A 22,082-nucleotide genomic window follows, 5' to 3' on the forward strand; every position below is an offset into this window, starting at 1 on the left:
AAACCTCTAACGAAAAATATTATTAAGAATACAACTGCGATAAATTTATAACCCTTAAACTGCAATAAGGTTATGAACTTTTTCATTTCTTTTATAAATTGAATTATAAATAATCAATTCTTTCAACACGAAATTACAAAATGAAATCAAACGATCTTACTAAAAAACAAAAAGAAGAATTAGAAAAATTTGGCGCAAATACATGGTTTGTTGAATCACTTCATAAGCAATACGAAGCGGATCCACAATCAATACCGGAACAATGGAGAAATTTTTTCGGAAACGTTAAAGGGAAGACGATGGAGCAAAGACAACATCGGGATCTTTATCGGCAAATATGCATATTAATTATCCCCAACCTTCCGACCAAGACGAAATACAGGTAATAGCTGGAAGCTCAGCTCGAATACTGGAGAATATGACAAACAGTTTAAGCATCCCTGTCGCCACGTCTCAGCGGTCTATTCCTGTTAAACTGCTTGAGGAAAATCGTTCTGTGATCAATCAAGCGGTAGCTAAACGAAATTTGAATAAGATTTCCTACACGCACCTAATTAGCTGGGCGATTTTAAAATCTGTTTCATTTTATCCTTCGATTAACAACGCTTTTTCAATAATAAACGGTAAACCCACCCTTATAAAAAGAAAACAAGTAAATCTTGGACTTGCAATAGATGTTGAAAGAAAAGATGGCTCTCGTTCGTTATTTGTACCCAACATTAAAAATGCAAATGAACTAAACTTCAAACAGTTCATCGAGGCTTATGAAGGTATTGTCCAACGCTCGAGGAAAGGAACAATTGACCCATCTGAATTTCTTGGAACAACGATAACACTTACAAACCCCGGGACGATTGGAACGAATGCCTCTATTCCCCGCCTGATGGTAGGGCAGGGAGCGATAATAGCAACAGGCGCAATACAATACTCTCCCGAGTACCAGGCTATGTCCCCCTCTACTATCTCTGCACTTGGTGTAAGTAAGGTAATGACTATCACAAGCACCTACGACCATAGAATTATTCAAGGCGCACAGTCTGGTTTATTCCTGAAAAAGATAAATGAATTATTACTCGGGCAAGATAATTTTTACGAAGAAATTTTTGAGGCATTACAGATTCCGCTAAAACCGCTTTCATGGAAGACTGATTATCAGCCGGGAATTTTTGATTCAAGTTCTAATACTGAAGAAATTGAAAAGCAAGCAAAAGTGTTACAGCTTATAAATCTATACAGAGTGCGCGGGCATCTGATAGCAGATCTTGACCCGCTTAAATTTAAGATCCCATACCATCCTGAGCTTGATCCTTCGAGTTTTAATCTTACCATCTGGGACCTCGACAGACAATTTATTACCGGGGTTTTCTGGCTTGAAGAAAGCCACACTTCGCGAGATTCTGAACATACTTCAAAAAACCTATTGCGATAAAATTGGTGTGGAGTACATGCACATTCAGAACCCTGCCGAAAAAATTTGGCTTCAGAATCAAATGGAACCGGTTATGAATAAGCCGCAGTTTGATAAAATATTTAGGACTAACATTCTTAAAAAATTAATTGAAGCCGAAAGCTTTGAACACTTTGTCCATAAAAGTTTTATCGGTCATAAAAGATTTTCGCTTGAAGGTTCTGAAACACTAATTCCTGTACTTGATGCCCTTTTAAATGAAGCAAAAAAAAGCGGCATCTCCGAAGTAGTGCTTGGTATGGCACACCGCGGCAGGCTTAACGTATTGACAAACATAATCGGGAAATCTTTCGAGTCAGTATTTTCTGAATTTGAAGATATTCAGGATCCAAACTCGATAGAGGGATCGGGTGATGTAAAATATCATCTTGGGGCTTCGGGTAAATTCCGAACATATGATGGTGATTATATCTCTGTATCTGTCGCTTCCAATCCAAGTCATCTTGAATGGGTAAATCCTGTAGTAGAGGGAATTGTTCGTGCAAAGCAAAACCATATTGGTGAAAGCAAAACTCACAGAAAGATTATGCCGCTGTTGATTCATGGCGATGCAGCATTTGCAGGGCAGGGTATTTGTGCTGAGACTTTAAACTTATCCCAACTTTCGGGATATAGAACAGGCGGCACTGTTCATATCGTTATCAATAATCAAATAGGATTTACCACCACCCCCGAAGATGCGCGCTCTTCCGTTTATGCTACTGATGTCGCTAAAATGATTCAGGCTCCTATTTTTCATGTGAATGGTGATGATGTTGAAGCTTCAGTATGGGTAACTAAATTAGCTTTGGAGTACAGACAGATTTTCAATAAAGATATTGTAATAGATTTATTCGGATATAGAAGGCACGGGCACAACGAAGGCGATGAACCAGGATTTACTCAACCGCTTCTATATGAAAAAATTAAGCAGCATCCTTCAGTGCAAAGCATCTATCGAGAGCACCTGTTAAAAGAAGGAATACTCTCCCCTTCTGAAGTTGGAAAAATTCAGAATGAAATTGAGGAAAAATTATATGACGCATTGGAAAAAACCAAAAGACGAAGTAGTGTATTCAATTCCGACATCCCCCTTGCTTATCCAAAAGAACAGGTTGAAGATGTGCACATTACCAAAGACACGAGTATATCCGAAAATTCATTACATAAAATAATTGAAGGTATTACGACTATCCCGCATAATTTTAACAGTCATGCTAAACTGAAAAAATTCCTTGACAAGAGAAAAGGGATTCTTGACGGAACTGAGCTTGCGGATTGGGCATTAGCAGAATCAATAGCCTTCGGCAGCCTTTTGCTCGAAGGAACCTCAATCAGATTGAGCGGGCAGGACAGTGTTAGAGGGACATTCAGTCAAAGACACCTTGCACTTACAGATATTGTCACCGGCGAAGAATACTTCCCTATAAATCATATCAGTAAAGACCAAAACCAGATTGAAGCACTCGATAGCTTTCTGTCTGAAGCAGCAGTACTTGGATTCGAGTATGGATTCAGTACAGCTGACCCGCTTGCACTTGTAATGTGGGAAGCACAATTCGGTGATTTTGCTAACGGCGCTCAAATTATAATTGATAATTTCATAGCTGCCTCCTATGAAAAATGGAAACTGCCAAACAGTCTTGTACTTCTACTACCCCATGGTTATGAAGGACAGGGACCCGAACATTCATCAGCACGACTTGAAAGATTTCTGATACTCTGTGCACAGGATAATATGTATGTTTGCAATGCTTCAACCCCGGCGCAATACTTCCATCTGCTGCGAAGACATATCCGTCAAAATATTAATAAGCCGTTGATTATTATGACGCCAAAAAGTTTACTGCGCCACCCTGAAGCGAAGTCTCATAAAGCAGATTTTCTAAAAGGAAGATTCCACGAAATTCTGGAAGAGGATTCTCTGAATAATAAAAACATGATTAAACGGATTATACTGACAAGCGGTAAAGTCTTTTATGATTTAGCCAAATTCAAGAAAGAGCATGAAATAAATGATTCAACTATAATTCGACTTGAGCAAATCTATCCGTACAAATCTAAAGAAATGAAGAAGATACTCGCTTCATACACAAAGGCTAAGGATGTGGTATGGGTTCAAGAAGAACCTAAAAATATGGGAGCCTGGAATTTTCTGACTTCAAGATTAATTGAGGACTTAAGCACTGGACAAAAATTGCGATATGCAGGAAGACCTGAAAGTGCAAGCCCGGCAGTGGGCTCAGCAAAATTTCTAATCAGCAGCAAAAGCATTTAGTAAAGCAGGCGTTTGCCGAGGGATGAAGAAATTATTCTAAAATATTATTTTTAATGATGGCAAAATTGTGTGTTTGAAGAGTATATATTAATAGCAAATTACTTCTTTTTCTTGACTGACTTGCATTCAAAATTCTAAATGAAATTCACTCAAAATACTTAGCTATAACTTTTCACATTCGCTCCTATTATACACCTATTATACTCCTAGTGCTCTGCTAATCAGCTTCAATTGCTTCTGCCATTAGCTTTTCAGATAGTTCTTTGCCTAAATATCTATCAATTATGTTATGCACGATATACAGCAGCGGCGTTAAAACTATCGCTACTGTGAATTTGTACATATAGTTTACTACTCCAATCGCAAGCACTAATTTTATATCCCACCCTGCACCGATATAAAATGCGATAAACAAAACAACAAAGCTGTCAATAAACTGAGAAACTAAGGTCGAGCCTGTAGCCCGCAGCCAGATTTTCGCCTCTCCGGTTTTTGACTTAACGTAATGAAATACAGTAACATCAACTAATTGTCCGACGAGAAAAGCAATCAATGAGCCAACAATAATCCAGAGTCCCTGTCCAAATATTGTATTAAATGCCGAATCCATATTCACCACCCCGTTTGTTGTTGTGCGTTCAATCCAAAAATCTGCCGGCGAAAGTTGTATTGCAAAGTAAACCATCAGAAAAGCATAAGCGATCAATCCAGCAGCAGTGTATGAAAGAAATCTTACTCCTTTCTTTCCGAAGTACTCATTGATTATATCGGTCATTATAAATACTACAGGCCAGAGCAGCACACCCGCACTGAGATTGAATGATAGATTTTCAACATTAAAGATTGAGAGATTCACTTGTGTAAATCCGAATGTTCCTTCAAGTGTGAATATTTTTACACCGATAAACTCAGCAAGTATTGCATTGGCGACGAAGAATGCTCCAAGCACATAAAACAGTTTGGTAGTTTTGTTATTCATAGAGTTTAATTTTTTAATGATAATTTATCCAGAGAACATCGAATTAAAAAATAAAAGCGGCACCGGTTATTTGCCGATGCCGCTCCTAGGAGGGATGATGTGAAAGTACGTTACCTTTTATTACGATCTTGTTTTGTAGTGTTATTCCGGTTATTTGAAGTAACCTGAGTCTTCTGAGTGTAAGTCTTTTGAGTGTTATTCTTCTGAGTATTGAATTTTGTTGTATTCGTTTTATTCTTATCAAAAGACTGTGTTCTATTGTTAGAAGTATTTTCTTTTTTATACTGAGTTTGAGTATTTACTTTAACATCTTTCTTCGGTTGATAATTTACCTTGGGCTGATAAGTAACTTCATTTTGTTTTTTCTGCTCGTAATTTTTTGAAGTATTCTTACTTACATCCTTTCTCAACTGAAGATTTTCGCTCGTGTTTTTTTCAATCTTTACAGGATTTTCAGTTCTGCTTTTATCTATTTTAACATTTTCTTTGCTGTAATTTTTATTTACAGATTCATTCGAACTTCTGTCATTTTTATTTTTTAAGATTGATTTATCTTCATTCACCTTTACCTGATTTTTCTTTGTATCAAGGTTTCTATTTTCTTTTACGTCAACTTTTTGTTCACGTTCTTTGTTAAGAGTTACTTCAGTATTTCGATCTTTATTCTCTTTAAGAATTGTTCTGTCCTTTACAGAGCTTAACTCTATTTTCGAAGTTTCAAGCGAAGTTCTTTCTTTTGATTTAGTTACTTCAACATCTTTGAAGTTTTCTTTTCTAAGCTCATCGCGGTCAACTATCAAAGTACGAACATCACCATTTCTTCCATTATTATTTCTAAGATCATTCGGGTCTCTTACAACCTGAAGATTTCTAACCTTAATATCTTGTTTGCTTCTAACCCGAACATAATCAACATCAACACCGTAATTTCTTATTCTTCCGTTTGAATAATTGTAGTTAGTTCTGTAAACAGTGTGATTATAGATTCTGTACTTAATATTGTGCGGAGCAAAATGTCTGTAAGGATAAGGATCACAGAAATAATTGAACCGTACAAAATTCCAATGATGATAATGTGTAACCCAATGGTTCGAGAAATGTATTCCAAAACTAATTGAGAAACTTGCATAAGGCGATAGCGGAGCCCAACCGATATAATCATTATCGTATCTCCATTCAACCCATGCAGGTGACCATTCATAGTCAGGAACCCATATCCAGCCATAATAGTCATCGTAGTACCAGCGTCCATAATGATAAACTATCTGTCCAAATGGTTCATAAGAATCCCAGTACCAACCATCGTCTGTCCAAATCCATTGACCTTCCATGTAAGGACTCCAATCGTTGCGGATGATTCTTGGTCGCCAAACGGTCACACCGGTATTCAACTCTATCCATGTTCCGTGAGGAGACAAAGATGAGTAGAAGAATCCTCCTACACGAGCTGCTGGTTCTGCATTCAGTCTAAGAGTAAAACTTGCTGCTATTACGAAAACGATCAACATTAACTTTTTCATGACGAACTCCTTTTAATAAATTGTTCAGGATGATTATTCCAAGGAATATGCCAATGATAAAAGCCCTTTATTCAATAAGATTTAAAGGTAATTTTTTAGTTCTGTATAATTGAATGGACAAAGGCTAATTGAATTTATACAGTTTAAATATTACTGAATGAATAAAGGTTAATGTCAAAAACAGATACGCAGACTTCGTGGCAGAATTGATTTTGTAAGCAAAGACTAGAAATTATTAACGCTTAACTGTTCTATTCTTCCATTTAAAATTCCCGAAAGCTCCACTAATCCCAGCAATGATTATATATGGCAGGTGTATAATTTCAGCAATCGGAAATGGGATTAAGAAAAATTTATCGAATAAAACACTTGAACCTTTTTTCAGCACTAAGAATTCTACCAGCGCCTTTAAGAAGAATGATATTATAAAAGAAAAAACAAAATAAATCGAAAAGAATATTCCGAGTACTAATTGCACAAGAAGACCAACATAAAACAAATAAATCAAGATTAGTTTTACAATTAAAAGTTTGTCGGCATAAAATAATCCTTTGCTCGCCCATCGTTTTCTTTGTTGATAGAATTGCTTTACCGTTCTGTTAGGATCAGTTTCAACGATAGCTTTTTTATTAGTACAGAATTTCACTTTGTAATCAGTTTCTTTCCATATTTTTGCATTAACAATTCATCATCACCCGAAGACAAATTCATCTGGTCATTAAAACCATTTACTTTATCGAAAGCATTCTTACGATATGCAATATTAGCAGCATTACAAATGATTGGTTTGCCGCTGCCGATTAAACCCGCTCCTGTTATCACTAATCCTGCAAATTCTATTTTCTGAAGTTTACTGAAGAAACTTTCGTTTGAATAAAATTCAACCGGACCAGAAACGAACCCCACATCATCCTTCATACAAGCCAGTAAAGATTTCAGCCAATCTACATTATGATTACAGTCTGCATCCGTAGTAATTATAATTTTACCTTTAGCGTTTTGTATCCCGAATCGAATTGCTCTTTTCTTATGTGCATTCATAGAATAATCTGATGGAACACTGAGAATCTTGATGTTATCTGATTTCTTGCAATCTGAAATTTTCTGAAGCGAATCATCCTGAGAAAAATCATTTACAAATAATACTTCATATTTTTCTTTCGGATAATTTTGTGCTTCAATACTTTTCAAGCTTCGTAAAATATTTTCCGTTTCATTACGAAATGGAATAATAACAGTTACAAAATCCTCCGACATAAAATCTACATCACAAGATTTTAGGTTTTTCAATCCAGAGAATATTCTTAGAAGAAAAAAAATAATTGATCAACAGCAGAATAAATACAATAAGCAAAAATTTATCAATCATTTTTCTAAAGAAGAATATCAGTCCAACTAATGAAGGTAATAAAACATTAATCATAAAAAAGGAAGAAAGAAGCATTGAAGGCAACTGCTTGTGTTTCCCCCAAAAGAAGTAAGAAAAACACTGAGGCTCCTTCCCTTATTCCAAGCTCAGCGAATGATACCGGCGGTATAATTGTCTTCGCAAACATTATTAGATTTCCAGCCCAAAGATAATTTAATACATTCGTGTTGCCGCTGAAACTTATTACAAGCAGTGAGTATTGAAGTATAAAACAAGAATAGAACAATAATGAAATAACTGTCATCTGCAATGAATATTTCTTATCCAGCATTTGCAGCGGTCTAAACTTTTCAAACAGTTTATTCAAATGAGCAGATGATCTTAATTTTTTGAATAAAATATTTTCCCAAAACTTTGGATTAATAAACAACATTACAATAAAATATAAACACATAAAGAAAACAATGAACAACGAAACTGTAATGTAGAATGATACTTGATAATAAAAATGTAAGAATAAAATGCTTGAAATGGTTCCAAGCGACGCAACCATCAGCAGAGGGAAAAGCTTATCAATAAGAGTGGCTATCGTAACTTCAAGCAGCGATTTATTTTTGAAAACAATCGCTCTGCCGAAATATTCACCTACTCTTGCGGGAGTAAATGATCCTGCAGCAAAACCATAAAACAAAGATGAAAATATTTTTTTATCATTGGTTTCGTTTAATAAATGCTCGCAGGTAATTTTCCATTTGTAATACTGCAACCCAACATTGATAAAGCTTAAAGCAAATGCCGCAAAAAGAATTATGTAATTAGCATTGGAAAGAGCAGTTATAATTTCATTGATGTCAACATAATTGAAAATGAATATTAGAAGCCCTGCTGCTATCAATATTTTAGCAGCAAAAAATACTTTTGATTTATGTTCATCAAGAAAGGTGGCCAATGCTTCAAAATATTTTTTAATGGCGTAAGTCATCTATTGTTCAATCTCAAAAATATTTATTTTTAATCCCTCAGTACAATTGCGGCACATTTCAAGTGCTTTGCGATTATCAAGTACACCAGCTCGGAAGGCATTATATTTTTCTGAGTTCCATATTTGAGAGAATGATTTGCCATTCAATGTTCCAAGTGAATATTGAGCATCTTTATCAAAACAACACGGAACAACTTTACCGTCCCATGTGATTACAGAAGTTCTCCACAAAGCAAAGCAATGATCTTTAAGTTTATTTTTAATATGGTACGAATCTTTTTCTAAAATATATCTCGAATAAGTTTGATTTGAAGGAAGAAATTTAACTGCATTTTCTAAAGACGAAATCTGCATAGTTTTGAAAGCTATTTTGTCCACTCCCCTTTCCCTGCAGTATTTTTTAACAGCTTCAATCTGATTTTCATTCTGCTTCATCACGATAAATTGGAACTCGACAAATGGTTTTTTCAAACTCAATTCATTACGTCTTTTGATTAATGCTTTTAATCCATTATCGGCTTGAGCAAAAGTTCCGCCAACACGGTACTGCTGATAACTTTCTTCATCCAAGCCGTCAACAGAGTAGATAAGTTTATCCGGTGCATCATCTAGCACAAGATCTACATTTTTTCATTTACAAAATGACCGTTCGTACTTATGCTGATATAAACATTATTTTTTGTGCGTAGCGAATCATTTCAGGAAGATGTTTATTGATGTACGGCTCACCTTGAAAGAATAACTGCACGTAAAATCCTGTATCTTTTATTTCATCAATCCACTTTTTGAAATCATTTATTTTTAATAAACCAAGTGGTCGAGTTAGAGTACCAAGCCCGGAAGGGCATTCGGGACACTGCAAATTGCAGTGATTCGTCGGTTCGATAGAATACGAAATGGGCATTCCCCAAACAATCGGCTTTCTTGTTATTCGTGACAACGTAAATGAGCAAACAATTTTTACAGCATTCCATGCTCGCTTAATTGTGAGATATTTAAAGACGTTTATTTCCAAAAGATAAGTTAAATTTTTTGTGGAATGAAGATAGTTAAAATCAATCTTTTAGCGAAACTGATCGAAGTTGATTCTAACAGTAATATTTTTTGATATGCAGATTCTCTTGAAGAACAGAGGAAAAAGAATGGAGGCGGAAATATCACCGCCTCCCATAATTGTTGAAAACAAAAATTTATCGGAGCAGAATCATCTTTTTAACAGAATTTAAATTACCGGCTTTAATTCTATAAAAATAAATTCCACTGGAAACCTGACTGCCGCTAAAGTTATCCCCATCCCATTGAATTGAATAAGTTCCGGCATTCTGAAACTGATTGATTAATGAATTAACTTTTTCACCAAGCGCATTGAAAATCTCCAACGTTACAAATTCACTTTGAGGAATTTGATAAGATATAATTGTTGAAGGGTTAAATGGATTTGGATAATTCTGATTCATCTGAAAAGTTAGAGGAAGTTTATTCTCGGATTCACCACTACTAATTGTACTTACAGTGTCGGCGATAAATGAAGTGATCATCAAATTGCCGCTTGCAAAATACTGCCAGCCTGTGCTTGACAAATAGAAATATCCGCGATCTGAAATAGGTGCATTAACATCAACACCGATTCCAGGATTTCCGGGGAGTTCAGGCAGATAGTTTACCACCACCCAATAATCCCCTTCCTTTAATAATGGAGGATCTTCACCCGGCAGCGTTTTAGTTATTGCGCTCGCAACTCCTACACCTGTTGCGGATACGCGGTAGGGTCCTGCAATCTTTTCTCCCGGTAAACCGATGCTATCTTTATGAATGGTAAAATCAAACTCGCCATTATTATTTACTAATGTTTGCAGTCGAACTATTCTCGCAGGATAAAATGTTGGCGTAAAACGAAGAGCAAATTTATTTTCCTCATAAGAAAAACTAACCACATAAAATGCTTCCCAGCTTCCATCATCGTATGTCAGCGGATTAAGTTCCGGATCTTTACAGCCAAAGTTTCCCCGTAAACACCACTCAAAGGACTTGTCAATGTATCGCTTCCGCTGATGATAAAAGCTTCAAGTTTATATTCATACCACAATTCGCAGCCAACATTTTCATCAAGATATGATTGCACACCGGCATCAACAGATGAAATGAATTCACCATTTCTGTATATATTTATAGTTGGTGGAAATTGGAGTGGATCATTATTCAATCCTAATGTTGGATCAGACCATGTTAGTAAAAGATTGTCTGTTTCTTTCTCCACCGAAATATTTGCTGGTGACTGTGGAGGGGCTAAGAGAGTAACATTAATTTTTATGTCGCCAAAATACTGCGGATTAAAAACACTATTCATGGTTTGAGGCCACCACCCATCGAAAATAGCAGCACCACCTGCTCTGGCAATTAAGAATGCTCCAAGTCCCGGAGTTTTATCAGGACTGTAAACCTGAAGCTGATCGCCATCGAAAAACCCCATTGGCAATGCAACTTCACCCTGCAGATGTCCCGCTGCATCTGTGAATTCTACTTGTGCACCGAAGAGAGTGTCAACAATTCCAACTGCGCCTCCAGTATAAATAGGTCTGAATCTTAAATTTGAACCGGTTGGATGCCAGTACGCCCAGAAATTTCCTTCTGTAAATAATGGCTCCCCGCCATTGGGTTCGAATGCGTTGTTGTTATTATCATCGAAATAAAATCCCAAGCCTTCGTTATCCTCGAGTGTATAATTCAGAAAATCTTCCTAGCTACGTAAAGCATATCGCTTTTGATCATCAAATTTAAAATACATGAAAACACTGCCCGCAGGTAAAGGGATTCCGCCACCAAAACCTAAAACATCGGAGACATCTATTTTAAATGCATCTTCCCACTCCCCTGCTGAAATAATTCCGTCGATCACGGGAACACTTCCTTGTGGAGATTCAAAAGTAAAAGTAAACATTGAGTCATTTACCCTGCCTAAAACTTCATTTGAATATTCACTCTCACCATTTTCATCAAACACTGTAATCACGTAGTAATAATCTTTTAATGGAAGAACATTTTCGTCAATGAAATTTTCATCTAACAAATTAGCAGTTCCAATTTTGGCGTATGGTCCGCCGGAAACTGAACTTCGGTAAATTGCCACACTATCGGCCGTCAATTCACCAATCTGAGAAGGGATATATTGATTGCCGGAAACTTTATCTCTTGCCTGCTTCGTCAATGTTTGCATCAAAGTGCCGAGATCATCAACTGCCATTTCGCGTTGAACCTTTAAATTCATAGGATTTACCCATGTAAGCTGAATGAGTAGTTCGAGATCTGTTGAAGCTGAAATAGCCGGAGCAGAATATCCATAAAAACTGAGTGAGAAATCAATACCCAATACTATCCCATCCTCAGGTACAACTACATTTGAAACAGTTCCATATTGATATCCCGGCTTTTGTGCGCGAATAGTATAAGTGCCTGCAGGAATATTTTCAATTATATAATTACCGTTTGCTTGTGAGATCCCAAATCGTTCGGTACCTACTGCGCTAATAATTACACCGCTATGATCGCCGGTATTTGTAAGTTCCACATTTCCACTTACACTGCCGCCACCTAAATCAATTTCAGCATAATAAATCAAACCGCCGCTTCCAAATTCTCTTGCGTGAACGGCTTTACCACCGGCAAAAACTTTTTTCCCATCAGAACTAATATCAACAGAGAATAAGGATCCGGGTGAATTAAAGCTGTATGATAATTCTCCGGTTTGAACATCAAAGACTAAAAGATCGGGTTGGGAGTGTGATAGATCACCCCAGCTTACTGCAGCAGCTACTCTACCATCCGATGAGAGTGCAATATCATCAACTAAGTCCCCCGCCCCTGTGTAAACCCATTTAGGAGTTCCATCACCAAAAGTATCAAATGCAATTACCGAACCATCATAACCAGCAGAATAAAAAAGCAGAGTGCCGGCTACAATTGTATTTCCATCTTCAGAAATATCAACTGATGAAGCCCAGTTAGTAAATGCACCAACCGGCACACGGTATTGCCAGAGTAAATTATATTCGTTAGTTGAAACGTCAAAATATCGCGTTTGGATGAAACCACTGTTATCAGCCGTTACAATAATATTTCCATCGCCGCTGATAACAGCGGGTGCTTCGGTATTATCTAAAAAAGTGATCCCAAATAAGTGAACCATCAACTCTATTTAAAACATACAAATGGTTTCGTCCATTGATTACTATCACATTGCCATCGGAGGAAAAATCAACTCCTGTCCAATTGGATATTTCACTTTTCGGGACATCAAAAGTCCAGCCGACCTCGAATGTTGTTCCGTTATAAAATAAAGAGTATGCTCTTGAAACTGTACCATTTCCAATCGCCTGAGCTAAACAAATCACTCTTATTGTTGGTCCGGCTCCTATTCCATGTATTCCAATATTTACAGCGTAAAGTGTATCTGGAAGCGTAAGTTGATAAATAATATTGCCTGTAGCTTTTTCGATTAGTACAAAATCACTCCCCCTCGCTGCTCCAATGACAAAATCATCTTCTGATTCTGCAACCACGGGGTCATACGGCGCAGTAGATAATTCCCAGAGCGGAGTATTATCGTGATCAGAATAAAGCGATACTCTCATATCATTCAAACCCCATCCTGTAAGCGGAGAAGAGCCGCTATTATTCAACTCAGTAAAATTCGCTATTGCTGCCCCATCCTGATACCACCAAAGAAGATTGCCGCCTAAAACATACTTTTCTTTATTTAGGCTTGAAGGGGCAAAGGATTGATTTAACAATGAATTATCATCAAATGAATTCTTAACACCAAAAGTCTGATGTTTAGAATTATTTCCATCACGAAGAATTTTTGTGCCGATAAAATTCTTATCCTGTGAATACAATTCATTCGTGAAAATGAAAAACGAAAATAGTAGGATACTTATTAAAATTGTTTTTAAGGTTTGCAAATCAAAATGAAATAAACTTTTCATGTGAACCTCCTGGATAGTTTAATAAATTTGTAGTAATATTTTATAGAGGGACTAACGAAGGAACGGTTTGTAACTGAGGTACTCATTAACATCTTCAGAAACGTATTGCTGATAACAAAATATTATTTTATTTGTGATCAAACTTAGAACGTTGTTCGTTCAAAAACAAAATTCTCACCTAAAACATCTTGAGATATAATAGTCTATTAAGAAACGAGATTTGCATACGCATCGTTTGAATAGATAGGATAAATAATCCTTAATAATTTCGAAAGAAGAAAATTTTAATTAAAAGCTTATGAATTAAAATTAATCAACATGAAAGCAGTGAAATCAGTCTCATTGCTAAGTTTATTCAGATGTCTTTGAATCAATTCTAATCTACTATAAACAACATCTGACTTTTGTGCATAAGATTTTAAACAGCTCACCATTTCGATTAAAATATTTTATAAAGTCAGGATGAATTTTCGGATAAGATCATCGTACATTTTATAAAACTCTTGCAAATCATTGTCGAAAGTGTACCAGTCAATTTCCATTTTTTCATAATCCTTAAAGATCGGATCATGATAAGTAGCTTCGAACCAATCTATTTTCTCTTCCATTTTATCAGTGTCTTCATCCCATTTTTTAAATTCATCAAAAAGTTTGTTAAGCTTTTCATAAAAAATTTCCCGCTTATCTTGATGAGTTAAACATCTTGTAAAAAGCTGAGGAAAATCGGAAGTGCCGCTTTTATATTCTTCACTTTCGCACTCCTCCATTGAGTAGCCTGCAATTGTACCCCACGATTTAACTCCCTGTTCAATCCAATCAAGTTCTTCTTCAAAGATGGAAATTTCCGGCTGAATTTCGCTGAACATTTCCTCCATCCTTTTCTGCATTTTGTACAACGCCGCTAAATCATTGTGCATTTTTAGATATTCCATAACAGCAGAAGATTCTAACTCGCTTAGAGAAGCATCACTTTTGTATTCAAAGTGAATAACTCTCAATTCGTGGTTCACCATAGTTGGTTTCATATAATTTTTATTACCTTATTAAATTGGATGAAATTTATTGACTAATATTGAACGATTAAGAATTTATAACTGAATATATTAAATCACTAATCTTACTCAAAATTAGCATTATGCCATTCTGTGCAATGCCAACAGCATGACAAATGTATACGGTGAGTTATTTAAGTAAAATCTCAGTTTATTTTCATTACATATCACATTATTACTGTTAAATGTCAAGTTGAATGCCAAAGATATCAATTGACAGCACACATAAATAAAGTGATAGGAAGCGAAAATGAGATGACAGGAAGCGAAAATGAGATGACAGGAAGCGACAATGAGACGACAGGAAGCGAAAATGAGACGACAGGGAAGCGAAAATGATATGACAGGAAGCGAAAATGATCTGGCAGGAAGCGAAATGATGACAGGAAGCGATGACGGCAGGAAGCAAAAATAAAGTGATAGGAAGTGAAAATTTACTGCTGGAGTGTAAAAATTACCTATAAGGACTATTGAACTCGCCTAACTCAAAATCATCATTTATGTCATTCTGCGGCAAGGCATCAGTATGATAAATGCGAAAGGTGAGTTAAATTAATTTGTTCGTCTCAACATCAAAAATTTTTAATTTTTCTAAATTAAAAGCAAGGGTGACTTTGTCACTTTCTTTAATTTTATCTGTCGGTGATATTCGAGCTACACATTTATTTCCATCAATAGAAAAATGAACAAACATTTCATTACCCATTGGTTCAATTAATTCAATGCAAACATTTATAACATTAGAAACGGCTTGCTTATCATGCTCCAGGAAAAAATCTTCCGGTCTGATTCCAATAGTTATTTTTTATTCTCGTACTTCACAAGTTGATTGATGTGAGTTTGATTAAGATGAAAAGTAAGCTCAGATGAATTACTCTTAAACTGGTTTGAACCTGATAAAATTACTCCTTCAATAAAATTCATTGAAGGGCTTCCAATAAAACCTGCAACAAATTTATTCGCTGGATTATTATAAAGATTTAGCGGAGTATCAATCTGCTGAATAACTCCATCTTTCATTACAACAATTCTATCTCCCATCGTCATCGCTTCAGTTTGGTCATGTGTAACATAAATCATTGTTGCATTAAGACTTTTATGAAGCTTAGAAATTTCTGTTCTCATCTGCACTCTTAATTTAGCATCAAGATTAGAAAGCGGTTCATCGAACAAAAATACTTTTGGTTTACGTACAATAGCTCTTCCAACAGCAACCCTCTGCCGCTGTCCTCCTGAAAGAGATTTTGGCTTTTTATTTAGATAATTTTCAAGTTCAAGAATTTTAGCTGCATCATTTACTCTATTTTCAATTTCCTTTTTATCAAATTTTTAAGTTTTAATCCGAATGCCATGTTTTCATAAACCGTCATATGAGGATAAAGCGCATAATTCTGAAATACCATTGCGATGTCTCTATCCTTTGGCGGTTTATCATTTACCACCTCCCCATCAATCAAAATTTGCCCGCTTGAAATTTCTTCAAGCCCTGCAATCATTCTTAAAGTGGTTGATTTACCGCATCCGGAAGGACCAACGAGTACAACAAATTCTTTATCATTTATTTCGACACAAACATTATCCACCACCTTTTTGCCGGCTTCATAAACCTTCGTCACATTATTTAATATTACTTCTGCCATAATATTTCTTTGCTTTGATTATTTAATAATTTCTTATTCTATTTTGAATATCATTCTTTTACACTCCCCATCATGATTCCTTTAATGTAATACTTTTGGAGAGCGAGGAAAACAATAATGACAGGGATAATAGTAACAACAGATCCAGCCATCATTAACTCGGGATCTTTTGTATGCTCGCCCATTAAGTTTGCAAGTGCAACCGGAAGCGTGTACATAGAGTCATCCGTTAACACGATCAAAGGCCAAAGAAAATCATTCCACGTTCCAAGAAAAGTGAATATGGCAAGTGTAACTAAAATGGGGTAGCAAGCGGCAGAATTATTTTCCGGTAAATCTCGAAGTCGCCGGCACCATCAATTTTAGCGGCTTCAATTAAGCTGTCGGGAATCGAAAGGCAGTATTGTCTTATCAAGAATATTCCAAAATATTAGCTAAACCAGGAATTATGATAGCCATATATGTGTTGATAAAGCCCATATATTTTAAGAGTAAAAATAACGGAAGCATTGTTACCTGACTTGGAATTATCATTGAAGTCAAAAGCAGATTAAACAATTTATCCTTTCCAGCAAAGCGATATTTTGCAAAGGCATATCCTGCCATGGAATTGAAAAAAAAGCGAGACGATAGTAACAATGGTTGAAAGTAATAAACTGTTTAGAAAATTTTGGGCAGCATTCAATCTTACAAACAAAGTTTGAAATTGAATTAATGCTGCGTAATCAGGAATAAATACTGGCGGGAATACGCTTGCCTCCCCATCATTCATCAATGATGCAGAGACCATCCAGAGAAATGGCACCATAGTGATGAAGGAAGTAATTCCTAAAAATGTGTAAAGCAAAATCTTTTTCATAAATCTTTACTCTTTTGAGTTTTTAACTGAATCATCGTTCCGATAAAAATTATAAAGAAGAGCACAAAAGCAATTGAAGCAGAGTAACCCATATTCCACCATCGAAAACCCTCCTGATACATATATTGAACGATGGTTAATGTTTTATTCAATGGACCCCCCTGAGTCATCACATAAGGCTCAGCAAAAACCTGAAAGAAGCCAATCATGGTAATAAGAGTTACGAATAATGTGGTGGGGGCGAGCATTGGTAAAGTTATGGATTTAAATTTCTGCCATCCGTTAGCTCCTTCGATATCGGCAGCTTCGTATAATTCTTCGGGAATGTTTTGCAAACCTGCAATAAAAATTATCATATTGTATCCAAAATTTTTCCAAACAGACATCAAGATTATTGAAGGCATCGCCCAAACAGGATCACCAAGCCAATCAATAGGATTTATTCCCACAAAACTTATAATATAATTTAGAATTCCAAACTTAGGGTGGTAGATAACTCGCCAAACAATTGCGACAGCTACAAGTGTCGTCACAACGGGCATAAAATAACTTAAGCGGAATATTCCTTTATACTTTATTAGTTTCGAATTTAACAGAAGCGCCGCTCCCAATGATATCGCTATAGATAAAGGCGCCGCTGCCACTACGTAATAAAAAAGTATTTTGCAGTGCCTGCCAGAATAAAGGATCATCAATTAGTTTTAAATAATTTTTCAATCCAACAAATCGAAGTGTACTCCAATCACCAAGTGTATAAATATCGAAGTCCGTAAAACTTATCATGAACGCAGCTACAACAGGCAGGAAGAAAAAAATGCCAATCGCAGAAATTGCCGGAGCTAAAAACAGGTACGCTGCTTTGCTGTTGTTTGTGAAATATTTTTTAGATAACGATTTCATTTTTAATGTTCAAGCATCCATTTTCTTTTTTCAAGAATTTTATCAACATCCTTATCTAAATTCATTAGTGCTTGTTTGGTTGACATCTCATTTCTTGCGGCAAGTTCTGCATAAAGTTGAATTTTTGAAAACGCAATTTGTTCCCACTCTGGAATCTTGGGGGTGGCGGCAACATTATGAAATTGTTCATAAAACGCGTTCATATAAATATCATTTTTTAGAATTGAGTCTTCCCACGCTTCTCTGACCGAGGGCAAATCGTCTGTAAGCTTATAAAACTCAATTTGTGTTTTCGCTTCCGAAAGAAATTCGATCAATGCGATTGCTTCCTTTTTGTGTTCGGAGCGGCTGAAGATAACAAGACTTGAACCCCCAGCTAATGATAATCCCGGGTATTCGTGTTTATAACCAGGCATCGGCGCGGTCATCCATTCATTTGCAAGATCACCTTTCATCCATTTTTTAAACTCAGGAATATTCCACGGACCGGATATATACATACTGAAATACTCATCAGCAAACGCTTGATATACATTCGTGACCTGGGAGATTCCTATCGGAGCAAGTTTCTGTTTATGAAATGAAATTAAGAAATCAAATGCTTCTTTAAACTCAGGCGAACTAAAATTAGCTTTGGTTAAATTCTCTGAGATTAATTCAGCATTTGCCTGAAGCCCGAACTGAACAAACGGTGCCCATTCATTTGTTGGCAGGTAAATAGCATATTTTTCTTCTCCCAGGGAAAAGTATTTTTATTTTTTTGAAGCATCCAAAAGCTCTTCCCAATTTCTTGGGGGTGGGAGTATCCCGCACGCTGCAAAACATCCTTTGCGATAGTAAAGAACTCTTGTATCTACGTACCACGGAATACCATAAATTTTTCCATCAATAATATTGGTACGCCAGATTCCATCAAAATATCTGCCGCGGTTCAATTTATCCGAGCTTGCAATTAAATTATCAAGGGGGATGATGGCATACAACGCTGCGAATTGAGGGATCCAGGTATTACCGAGTTGACAAATGTCTGGTGTGTTATCGCTCGCAAAAGCAGTTATTAGTTTTTCCTGTGCGGCTGTCCATGGCATTGCTTGAACTTTAACTTTTTTATACGCGGGTACTGTTTTTCAAATTCAGGAATAAGCTTTGTGACAAACTCTGCCTCTGACCCCATTGCCCAAAATTTTATCTCTGTAAAAGTCTTTTTTTCATTGGAACAAGAAAACTGAATTGTACAGAAAAATAAAAAGAGAATGATTAAAATATTTAGACTTTTGTTTGTCATTTAAATAGTTACTTATTAAAAGTAATTTCACTCAAAGATATTGTGTGCTCAATTCTTTGATTATTTCGGTAAACCCAAATTTCCATTTTAATATTTGGATCATCACTATTCCAATCAATAGTAATAAGTCCGAAATTATTATCCATAACAGGACCTTCAATTCGATTCAGATTTGGCGTCGCAAATTTCCAGCTTTCAGTTATACCGCTCGAAGTAACATCATAAATCGGATATAGTTCTTCCGATTCTACTTTTGAAATTTCCGCATAATGCACATCACCGGAGATAAAAATAACACCATTGGCATTGGTCTTTTTAATCAGGTCAAGTAATTTTTTTTTGTTCAAAAGGAAAATTCGCCCATGCTTCATAACCATTAAATGAAACCCCAAATTGAGTACCGCTGCCAATTATTCTTATATCTGCAGGAGTTGATAATTCCTTTTCAAGCCAGCGCCATTGCTCTTCGCCAAGCATTGTTGAATCAGAATTTTGGTGCGGGAAATAATCAAGTTTGTAAAAAAAGCTTTCGTCATCTTTTAATTCATCATTATAAATTCTTAAGTCATCGCGAAAAGTTCTTTCATCGAGAAGAATAATCTGAAGAGTGTGTTTCGAATCTGAGAAATAATAAGAATCATAAATACCTTTACGATTATATCGCGGTGAAGTTTTAGGCACTTCGAAAAAATTGAGGAATAATTTCTTCGATTCATTTTGTAATTCGTAATGCCGCCCAATATCATTCCAGCCGTAATCGTGGTCATCCCACGTTGCAATAATTGGAATGTTCAATTTTAGTTTTTGAAATTCTTCTTTAGCCCCCAGCTTTTTATAAGCTTCTTCTAATTCTTCAATACTTTTTGTGTCAGCATAAATATTATCGCCGAGATAAATAAAGAGTTCAGGTTCAAGTTCAGGTTAATGTTCAAGAATAATCGATAGGATCGGTTGATCTAGGTTTTCATCTGCACAAGAACCGAAAGCTATCTTTGAAATCAGCGGATAATTATTTTGTGCAAACGATAAAGCCGATAAACAAATACTGAAACAAACAACTATTTTTTTCATAACGTAACGATGATAAAATTCATTTTGCAAGCACCATTTTGCCGGTTAAGACATTTTCTTTGTAACTGATTTTATAAAAATAAATACCTGAACTCACTAATCTTCCAAGTTCATCTAAACCATCCCATGATTTCTCATTTAATCCTGCAGGAAGTTCTTTATTTACTAATTGCTTGACTAACTGTCCTAGCGAATTATAAATGTTCACCTGAGTAAATTCCGAATGTGGAAGAGTGAAAACAATATTAGTGGAAGGATTAAAAGGATTAGGATAATTACCAATTAACTTGAAAGTATTTTCGTCAGGAATTATATCTCCAACATCTGTAGTTGAATCAGGCACAAATCCGATAGCATCCAGCATAGGTTGAATTTCAGGATTTTTCATAAAATTATTCCATAGCAATCCGCTCCTGTAATTTTCTATCATCGCAATTATTGGTCCTTGATCAATTGCAAGGTAACTATCTGCAAACCAATTTTCAGTGGGATTGAAAGCATCATAAAAACCATACTCCCCCCAAACACTTGTCCAGTAAGTTCGATAAAGATATTTAATAACCTCGATTGATTCTTGAGGAGTATAAGCTAAAGAAGAAAGAGCAGCCGTCGGAGTTATCGTACCATTATCATTATTAGGTTCGTGAACGCGATAACCGGTCGGATCATCACTTGCTGTTAGTCCCCAGCAGTTTTCATTATATCCAACATAGTTATGCGGATTATCAGTACAATAAGCTTTATGGATTAGAGTAATATTCTTATTATTTAAAAAATAATTACAGTAGGCATCTTTTTTGTTTCTTGGATCAAATCCAAGAAACGAATAATGGGAAAAGAAGAGCGGACCACCGAAGTCCCACCCTACCCATTGTATATAACCATAGAATGAACTTCCATTAACATAATAAGAAGAGTTCGCCCATCCGTCATGAAATAAATTTGCGGGAACGCCGTGTGTTGAAGATGCGATTGCTAATAAATATACGATCATAGCTTCATTGGGACCAGCAACGGTCATATTCATTTGCCAGCCATAATTTGGTGACCAATGCCAGTAGAGGTAATTTCGGTGGGATATCTTCTATACCAATCCCATTCAACTTCATCAATAATTTGAGTAGATAAAATTCTTATCGAGTCTTCTTCAGCAGTGTACTGATCAAAGTATTGTCGAATCGTCATCAAACCTTGAATCATATAAGATGTTTCAACGAGATCCCCCGTTATCAAAGGTGCTAAATGGTATAACGTTTCCATTTGAACCGTTCAGCCAATGTGAAAAGCTCCGTGAAATCTATCAGCTTTTGTTGTAAGAAAATTCAATATTTTCAACATTCGTTCAACTGCTTCTTCACGAGTCACATAACCTCGTTCCACCGCGACCGGGATAGACATTATACCAAAACCTGAGCCGCCTGAGGTAACAGTTTCCGCACTTCCGAGCCTCTCCCTTGCAAGACCTGAAACCGGATGTCCGTAATCCCAACAATATCTGACTGTAGTTCTTTGCACCATATCCAGAAATTCATCATCAGTCATTACATGTGTTTGGGCTTCAACACTATCGCTTAAAGGGGATTCATTTCCACTAACGTCAAATGCACTAATTTTAAATTTGAAACTATAACCGGCAACGCCCAAATTAAAAGAAAAATAGTTTTTACTTTTATCAACGATCTTATAAAAATTATAAACTGAACCATTCCACAAATAAA

Annotated in this window: 20 protein-coding genes and 4 pseudogenes; 1 reads left to right on the plus strand and 23 read right to left on the minus strand. The window is 36.0% G+C overall.

Going from position 1 to position 22,082, the window contains the following annotated elements:
• Positions 1-140: 140 nt before the first annotated feature.
• Positions 141-3,725: pseudogene (locus IPH11_12125) on the plus strand (multifunctional oxoglutarate decarboxylase/oxoglutarate dehydrogenase thiamine pyrophosphate-binding subunit/dihydrolipoyllysine-residue succinyltransferase subunit).
• Positions 3,726-3,942: 217 nt separating this feature from the next.
• Here IPH11_12125 and IPH11_12130 read toward each other — a convergent pair.
• From IPH11_12130 to IPH11_12240, 23 genes and pseudogenes are all read right to left on the minus strand, one after another.
• Complete coding sequence (locus tag IPH11_12130; protein ID MBK6914354.1) at positions 3,943-4,704, minus strand: queuosine precursor transporter; 762 nt, start codon at positions 4,702-4,704, stop codon at positions 3,943-3,945.
• Between the two features lie 110 nt (positions 4,705-4,814).
• Positions 4,815-6,224, minus strand: coding sequence for a hypothetical protein (locus IPH11_12135; GenBank protein ID MBK6914355.1), 1,410 nt, complete (start codon positions 6,222-6,224; stop codon positions 4,815-4,817).
• Positions 6,225-6,459: 235 nt separating this feature from the next.
• Positions 6,460-6,870, minus strand: coding sequence for a hypothetical protein (locus IPH11_12140; protein ID MBK6914356.1), 411 nt, complete (start codon positions 6,868-6,870; stop codon positions 6,460-6,462).
• Positions 6,867-7,514, minus strand: a complete 648-nt coding sequence (locus tag IPH11_12145) for a glycosyltransferase (protein ID MBK6914357.1) — start codon at positions 7,512-7,514, stop codon at positions 6,867-6,869. The genes IPH11_12140 and IPH11_12145 overlap by 4 nt, the downstream gene beginning before the upstream one ends.
• A 125-nt stretch (positions 7,515-7,639) precedes the next feature.
• The gene (locus IPH11_12150) at positions 7,640-8,575 is read right to left on the minus strand and encodes a flippase-like domain-containing protein (GenBank protein ID MBK6914358.1); all 936 of its coding nucleotides are present in this window, start codon (positions 8,573-8,575) and stop codon (positions 7,640-7,642) included.
• The gene (locus IPH11_12155) at positions 8,576-9,190 is read right to left on the minus strand and encodes an SPASM domain-containing protein (GenBank protein ID MBK6914359.1); all 615 of its coding nucleotides are present in this window, start codon (positions 9,188-9,190) and stop codon (positions 8,576-8,578) included. It lies immediately after the preceding gene.
• A 40-nt stretch (positions 9,191-9,230) separates the two neighbouring features.
• Positions 9,231-9,590: a radical SAM protein gene (locus tag IPH11_12160; GenBank protein MBK6914360.1), complete on the minus strand. Its 360-nt coding sequence runs from the start codon at positions 9,588-9,590 to the stop codon at positions 9,231-9,233.
• A gap of 175 nt (positions 9,591-9,765) precedes the next feature.
• On the minus strand, positions 9,766-10,509 hold the full coding sequence (locus IPH11_12165) for a T9SS type A sorting domain-containing protein (GenBank protein ID MBK6914361.1): 744 nt from the start codon (positions 10,507-10,509) through the stop codon (positions 9,766-9,768).
• Positions 10,510-10,541: 32 nt separating this feature from the next.
• A complete protein-coding gene (locus IPH11_12170; protein ID MBK6914362.1) occupies positions 10,542-11,273 on the minus strand; it encodes a hypothetical protein in 732 nt (243 codons plus the stop codon).
• 39 nt (positions 11,274-11,312) lie between these two features.
• Entirely contained in the window at positions 11,313-12,758 is a 1,446-nt protein-coding gene (locus IPH11_12175) for a carboxypeptidase regulatory-like domain-containing protein (GenBank protein ID MBK6914363.1), read from the minus strand.
• Positions 12,724-13,557: a PQQ-like beta-propeller repeat protein gene (locus tag IPH11_12180; protein ID MBK6914364.1), complete on the minus strand. Its 834-nt coding sequence runs from the start codon at positions 13,555-13,557 to the stop codon at positions 12,724-12,726. The genes IPH11_12175 and IPH11_12180 overlap by 35 nt, the downstream gene beginning before the upstream one ends.
• A 449-nt stretch (positions 13,558-14,006) precedes the next feature.
• Positions 14,007-14,582, minus strand: a complete 576-nt coding sequence (locus IPH11_12185) for a hypothetical protein (GenBank protein MBK6914365.1) — start codon at positions 14,580-14,582, stop codon at positions 14,007-14,009.
• 574 nt (positions 14,583-15,156) lie between these two features.
• Complete coding sequence (locus IPH11_12190) at positions 15,157-15,411, minus strand: TOBE domain-containing protein (GenBank protein MBK6914366.1); 255 nt, start codon at positions 15,409-15,411, stop codon at positions 15,157-15,159.
• Positions 15,408-16,249 (minus strand): annotated as a pseudogene (gene ugpC, locus IPH11_12195) (sn-glycerol-3-phosphate ABC transporter ATP-binding protein UgpC). Before ugpC ends, IPH11_12190 begins: the two are co-directional and overlap by 4 nt.
• A gap of 50 nt (positions 16,250-16,299) precedes the next feature.
• Positions 16,300-17,108: pseudogene (locus IPH11_12200) on the minus strand (carbohydrate ABC transporter permease).
• A pseudogene (locus IPH11_12205) lies at positions 17,105-18,008 on the minus strand (sugar ABC transporter permease). The pseudogenes IPH11_12200 and IPH11_12205 overlap by 4 nt, the downstream one beginning before the upstream one ends.
• A 2-nt stretch (positions 18,009-18,010) precedes the next feature.
• Positions 18,011-18,748, minus strand: a complete 738-nt coding sequence (locus tag IPH11_12210; protein MBK6914367.1) for an extracellular solute-binding protein — start codon at positions 18,746-18,748, stop codon at positions 18,011-18,013.
• A gap of 12 nt (positions 18,749-18,760) precedes the next feature.
• Positions 18,761-19,096, minus strand: a complete 336-nt coding sequence (locus IPH11_12215) for an extracellular solute-binding protein (protein ID MBK6914368.1) — start codon at positions 19,094-19,096, stop codon at positions 18,761-18,763.
• A 205-nt stretch (positions 19,097-19,301) separates the two neighbouring features.
• Positions 19,302-19,640 carry a hypothetical protein gene (locus IPH11_12220; GenBank protein ID MBK6914369.1) on the minus strand — a complete coding sequence of 113 codons (339 nt, stop codon included), beginning with the start codon at positions 19,638-19,640 and terminating at the stop codon, positions 19,302-19,304.
• Positions 19,618-20,190: an alkaline phosphatase D family protein gene (locus IPH11_12225; protein ID MBK6914370.1), complete on the minus strand. Its 573-nt coding sequence runs from the start codon at positions 20,188-20,190 to the stop codon at positions 19,618-19,620. Before IPH11_12225 ends, IPH11_12220 begins: the two co-directional genes overlap by 23 nt.
• Before the next feature lie 193 nt (positions 20,191-20,383).
• Positions 20,384-21,391, minus strand: a complete 1,008-nt coding sequence (locus IPH11_12230) for a T9SS type A sorting domain-containing protein (protein MBK6914371.1) — start codon at positions 21,389-21,391, stop codon at positions 20,384-20,386.
• On the minus strand, positions 21,388-21,624 hold the full coding sequence (locus IPH11_12235; GenBank protein ID MBK6914372.1) for a hypothetical protein: 237 nt from the start codon (positions 21,622-21,624) through the stop codon (positions 21,388-21,390). The genes IPH11_12230 and IPH11_12235 overlap by 4 nt, the downstream gene beginning before the upstream one ends.
• 9 nt (positions 21,625-21,633) lie before the next feature.
• Positions 21,634-22,077 carry a hypothetical protein gene (locus IPH11_12240; GenBank protein ID MBK6914373.1) on the minus strand — a complete coding sequence of 148 codons (444 nt, stop codon included), beginning with the start codon at positions 22,075-22,077 and terminating at the stop codon, positions 21,634-21,636.
• Positions 22,078-22,082: the final 5 nt, after the last annotated feature.

The organism is Ignavibacteriales bacterium, from assembly GCA_016709155.1.
Classification (GTDB): domain Bacteria; phylum Bacteroidota; class Ignavibacteria; order Ignavibacteriales; family Ignavibacteriaceae; genus JADJEI01.

Bases quoted from the DNA above. Each gene is read 5' to 3' on its own strand.
- IPH11_12185 (MBK6914365.1), bottom strand. From the start codon at position 14,582: ATGAAACCAACTATGGTGAACCACGAATTGAGAGTTATTCACTTTGAA.
- IPH11_12135 (MBK6914355.1), bottom strand. From the start codon at position 6,224: ATGAAAAAGTTAATGTTGATCGTTTTCGTAATAGCAGCAAGTTTTACT.
- IPH11_12130 (MBK6914354.1), bottom strand. From the start codon at position 4,704: ATGAATAACAAAACTACCAAACTGTTTTATGTGCTTGGAGCATTCTTC.
- IPH11_12150 (MBK6914358.1), bottom strand. From the start codon at position 8,575: ATGACTTACGCCATTAAAAAATATTTTGAAGCATTGGCCACCTTTCTT.
- IPH11_12235 (MBK6914372.1), bottom strand. From the start codon at position 21,624: ATGGAAACGTTATACCATTTAGCACCTTTGATAACGGGGGATCTCGTT.
- IPH11_12180 (MBK6914364.1), bottom strand. From the start codon at position 13,557: ATGAAAAGTTTATTTCATTTTGATTTGCAAACCTTAAAAACAATTTTA.
- IPH11_12230 (MBK6914371.1), bottom strand. From the start codon at position 21,391: ATGAATATGACCGTTGCTGGTCCCAATGAAGCTATGATCGTATATTTA.
- IPH11_12175 (MBK6914363.1), bottom strand. From the start codon at position 12,758: ATGGTTCACTTATTTGGGATCACTTTTTTAGATAATACCGAAGCACCC.
- IPH11_12215 (MBK6914368.1), bottom strand. From the start codon at position 19,096: ATGCCATGGACAGCCGCACAGGAAAAACTAATAACTGCTTTTGCGAGC.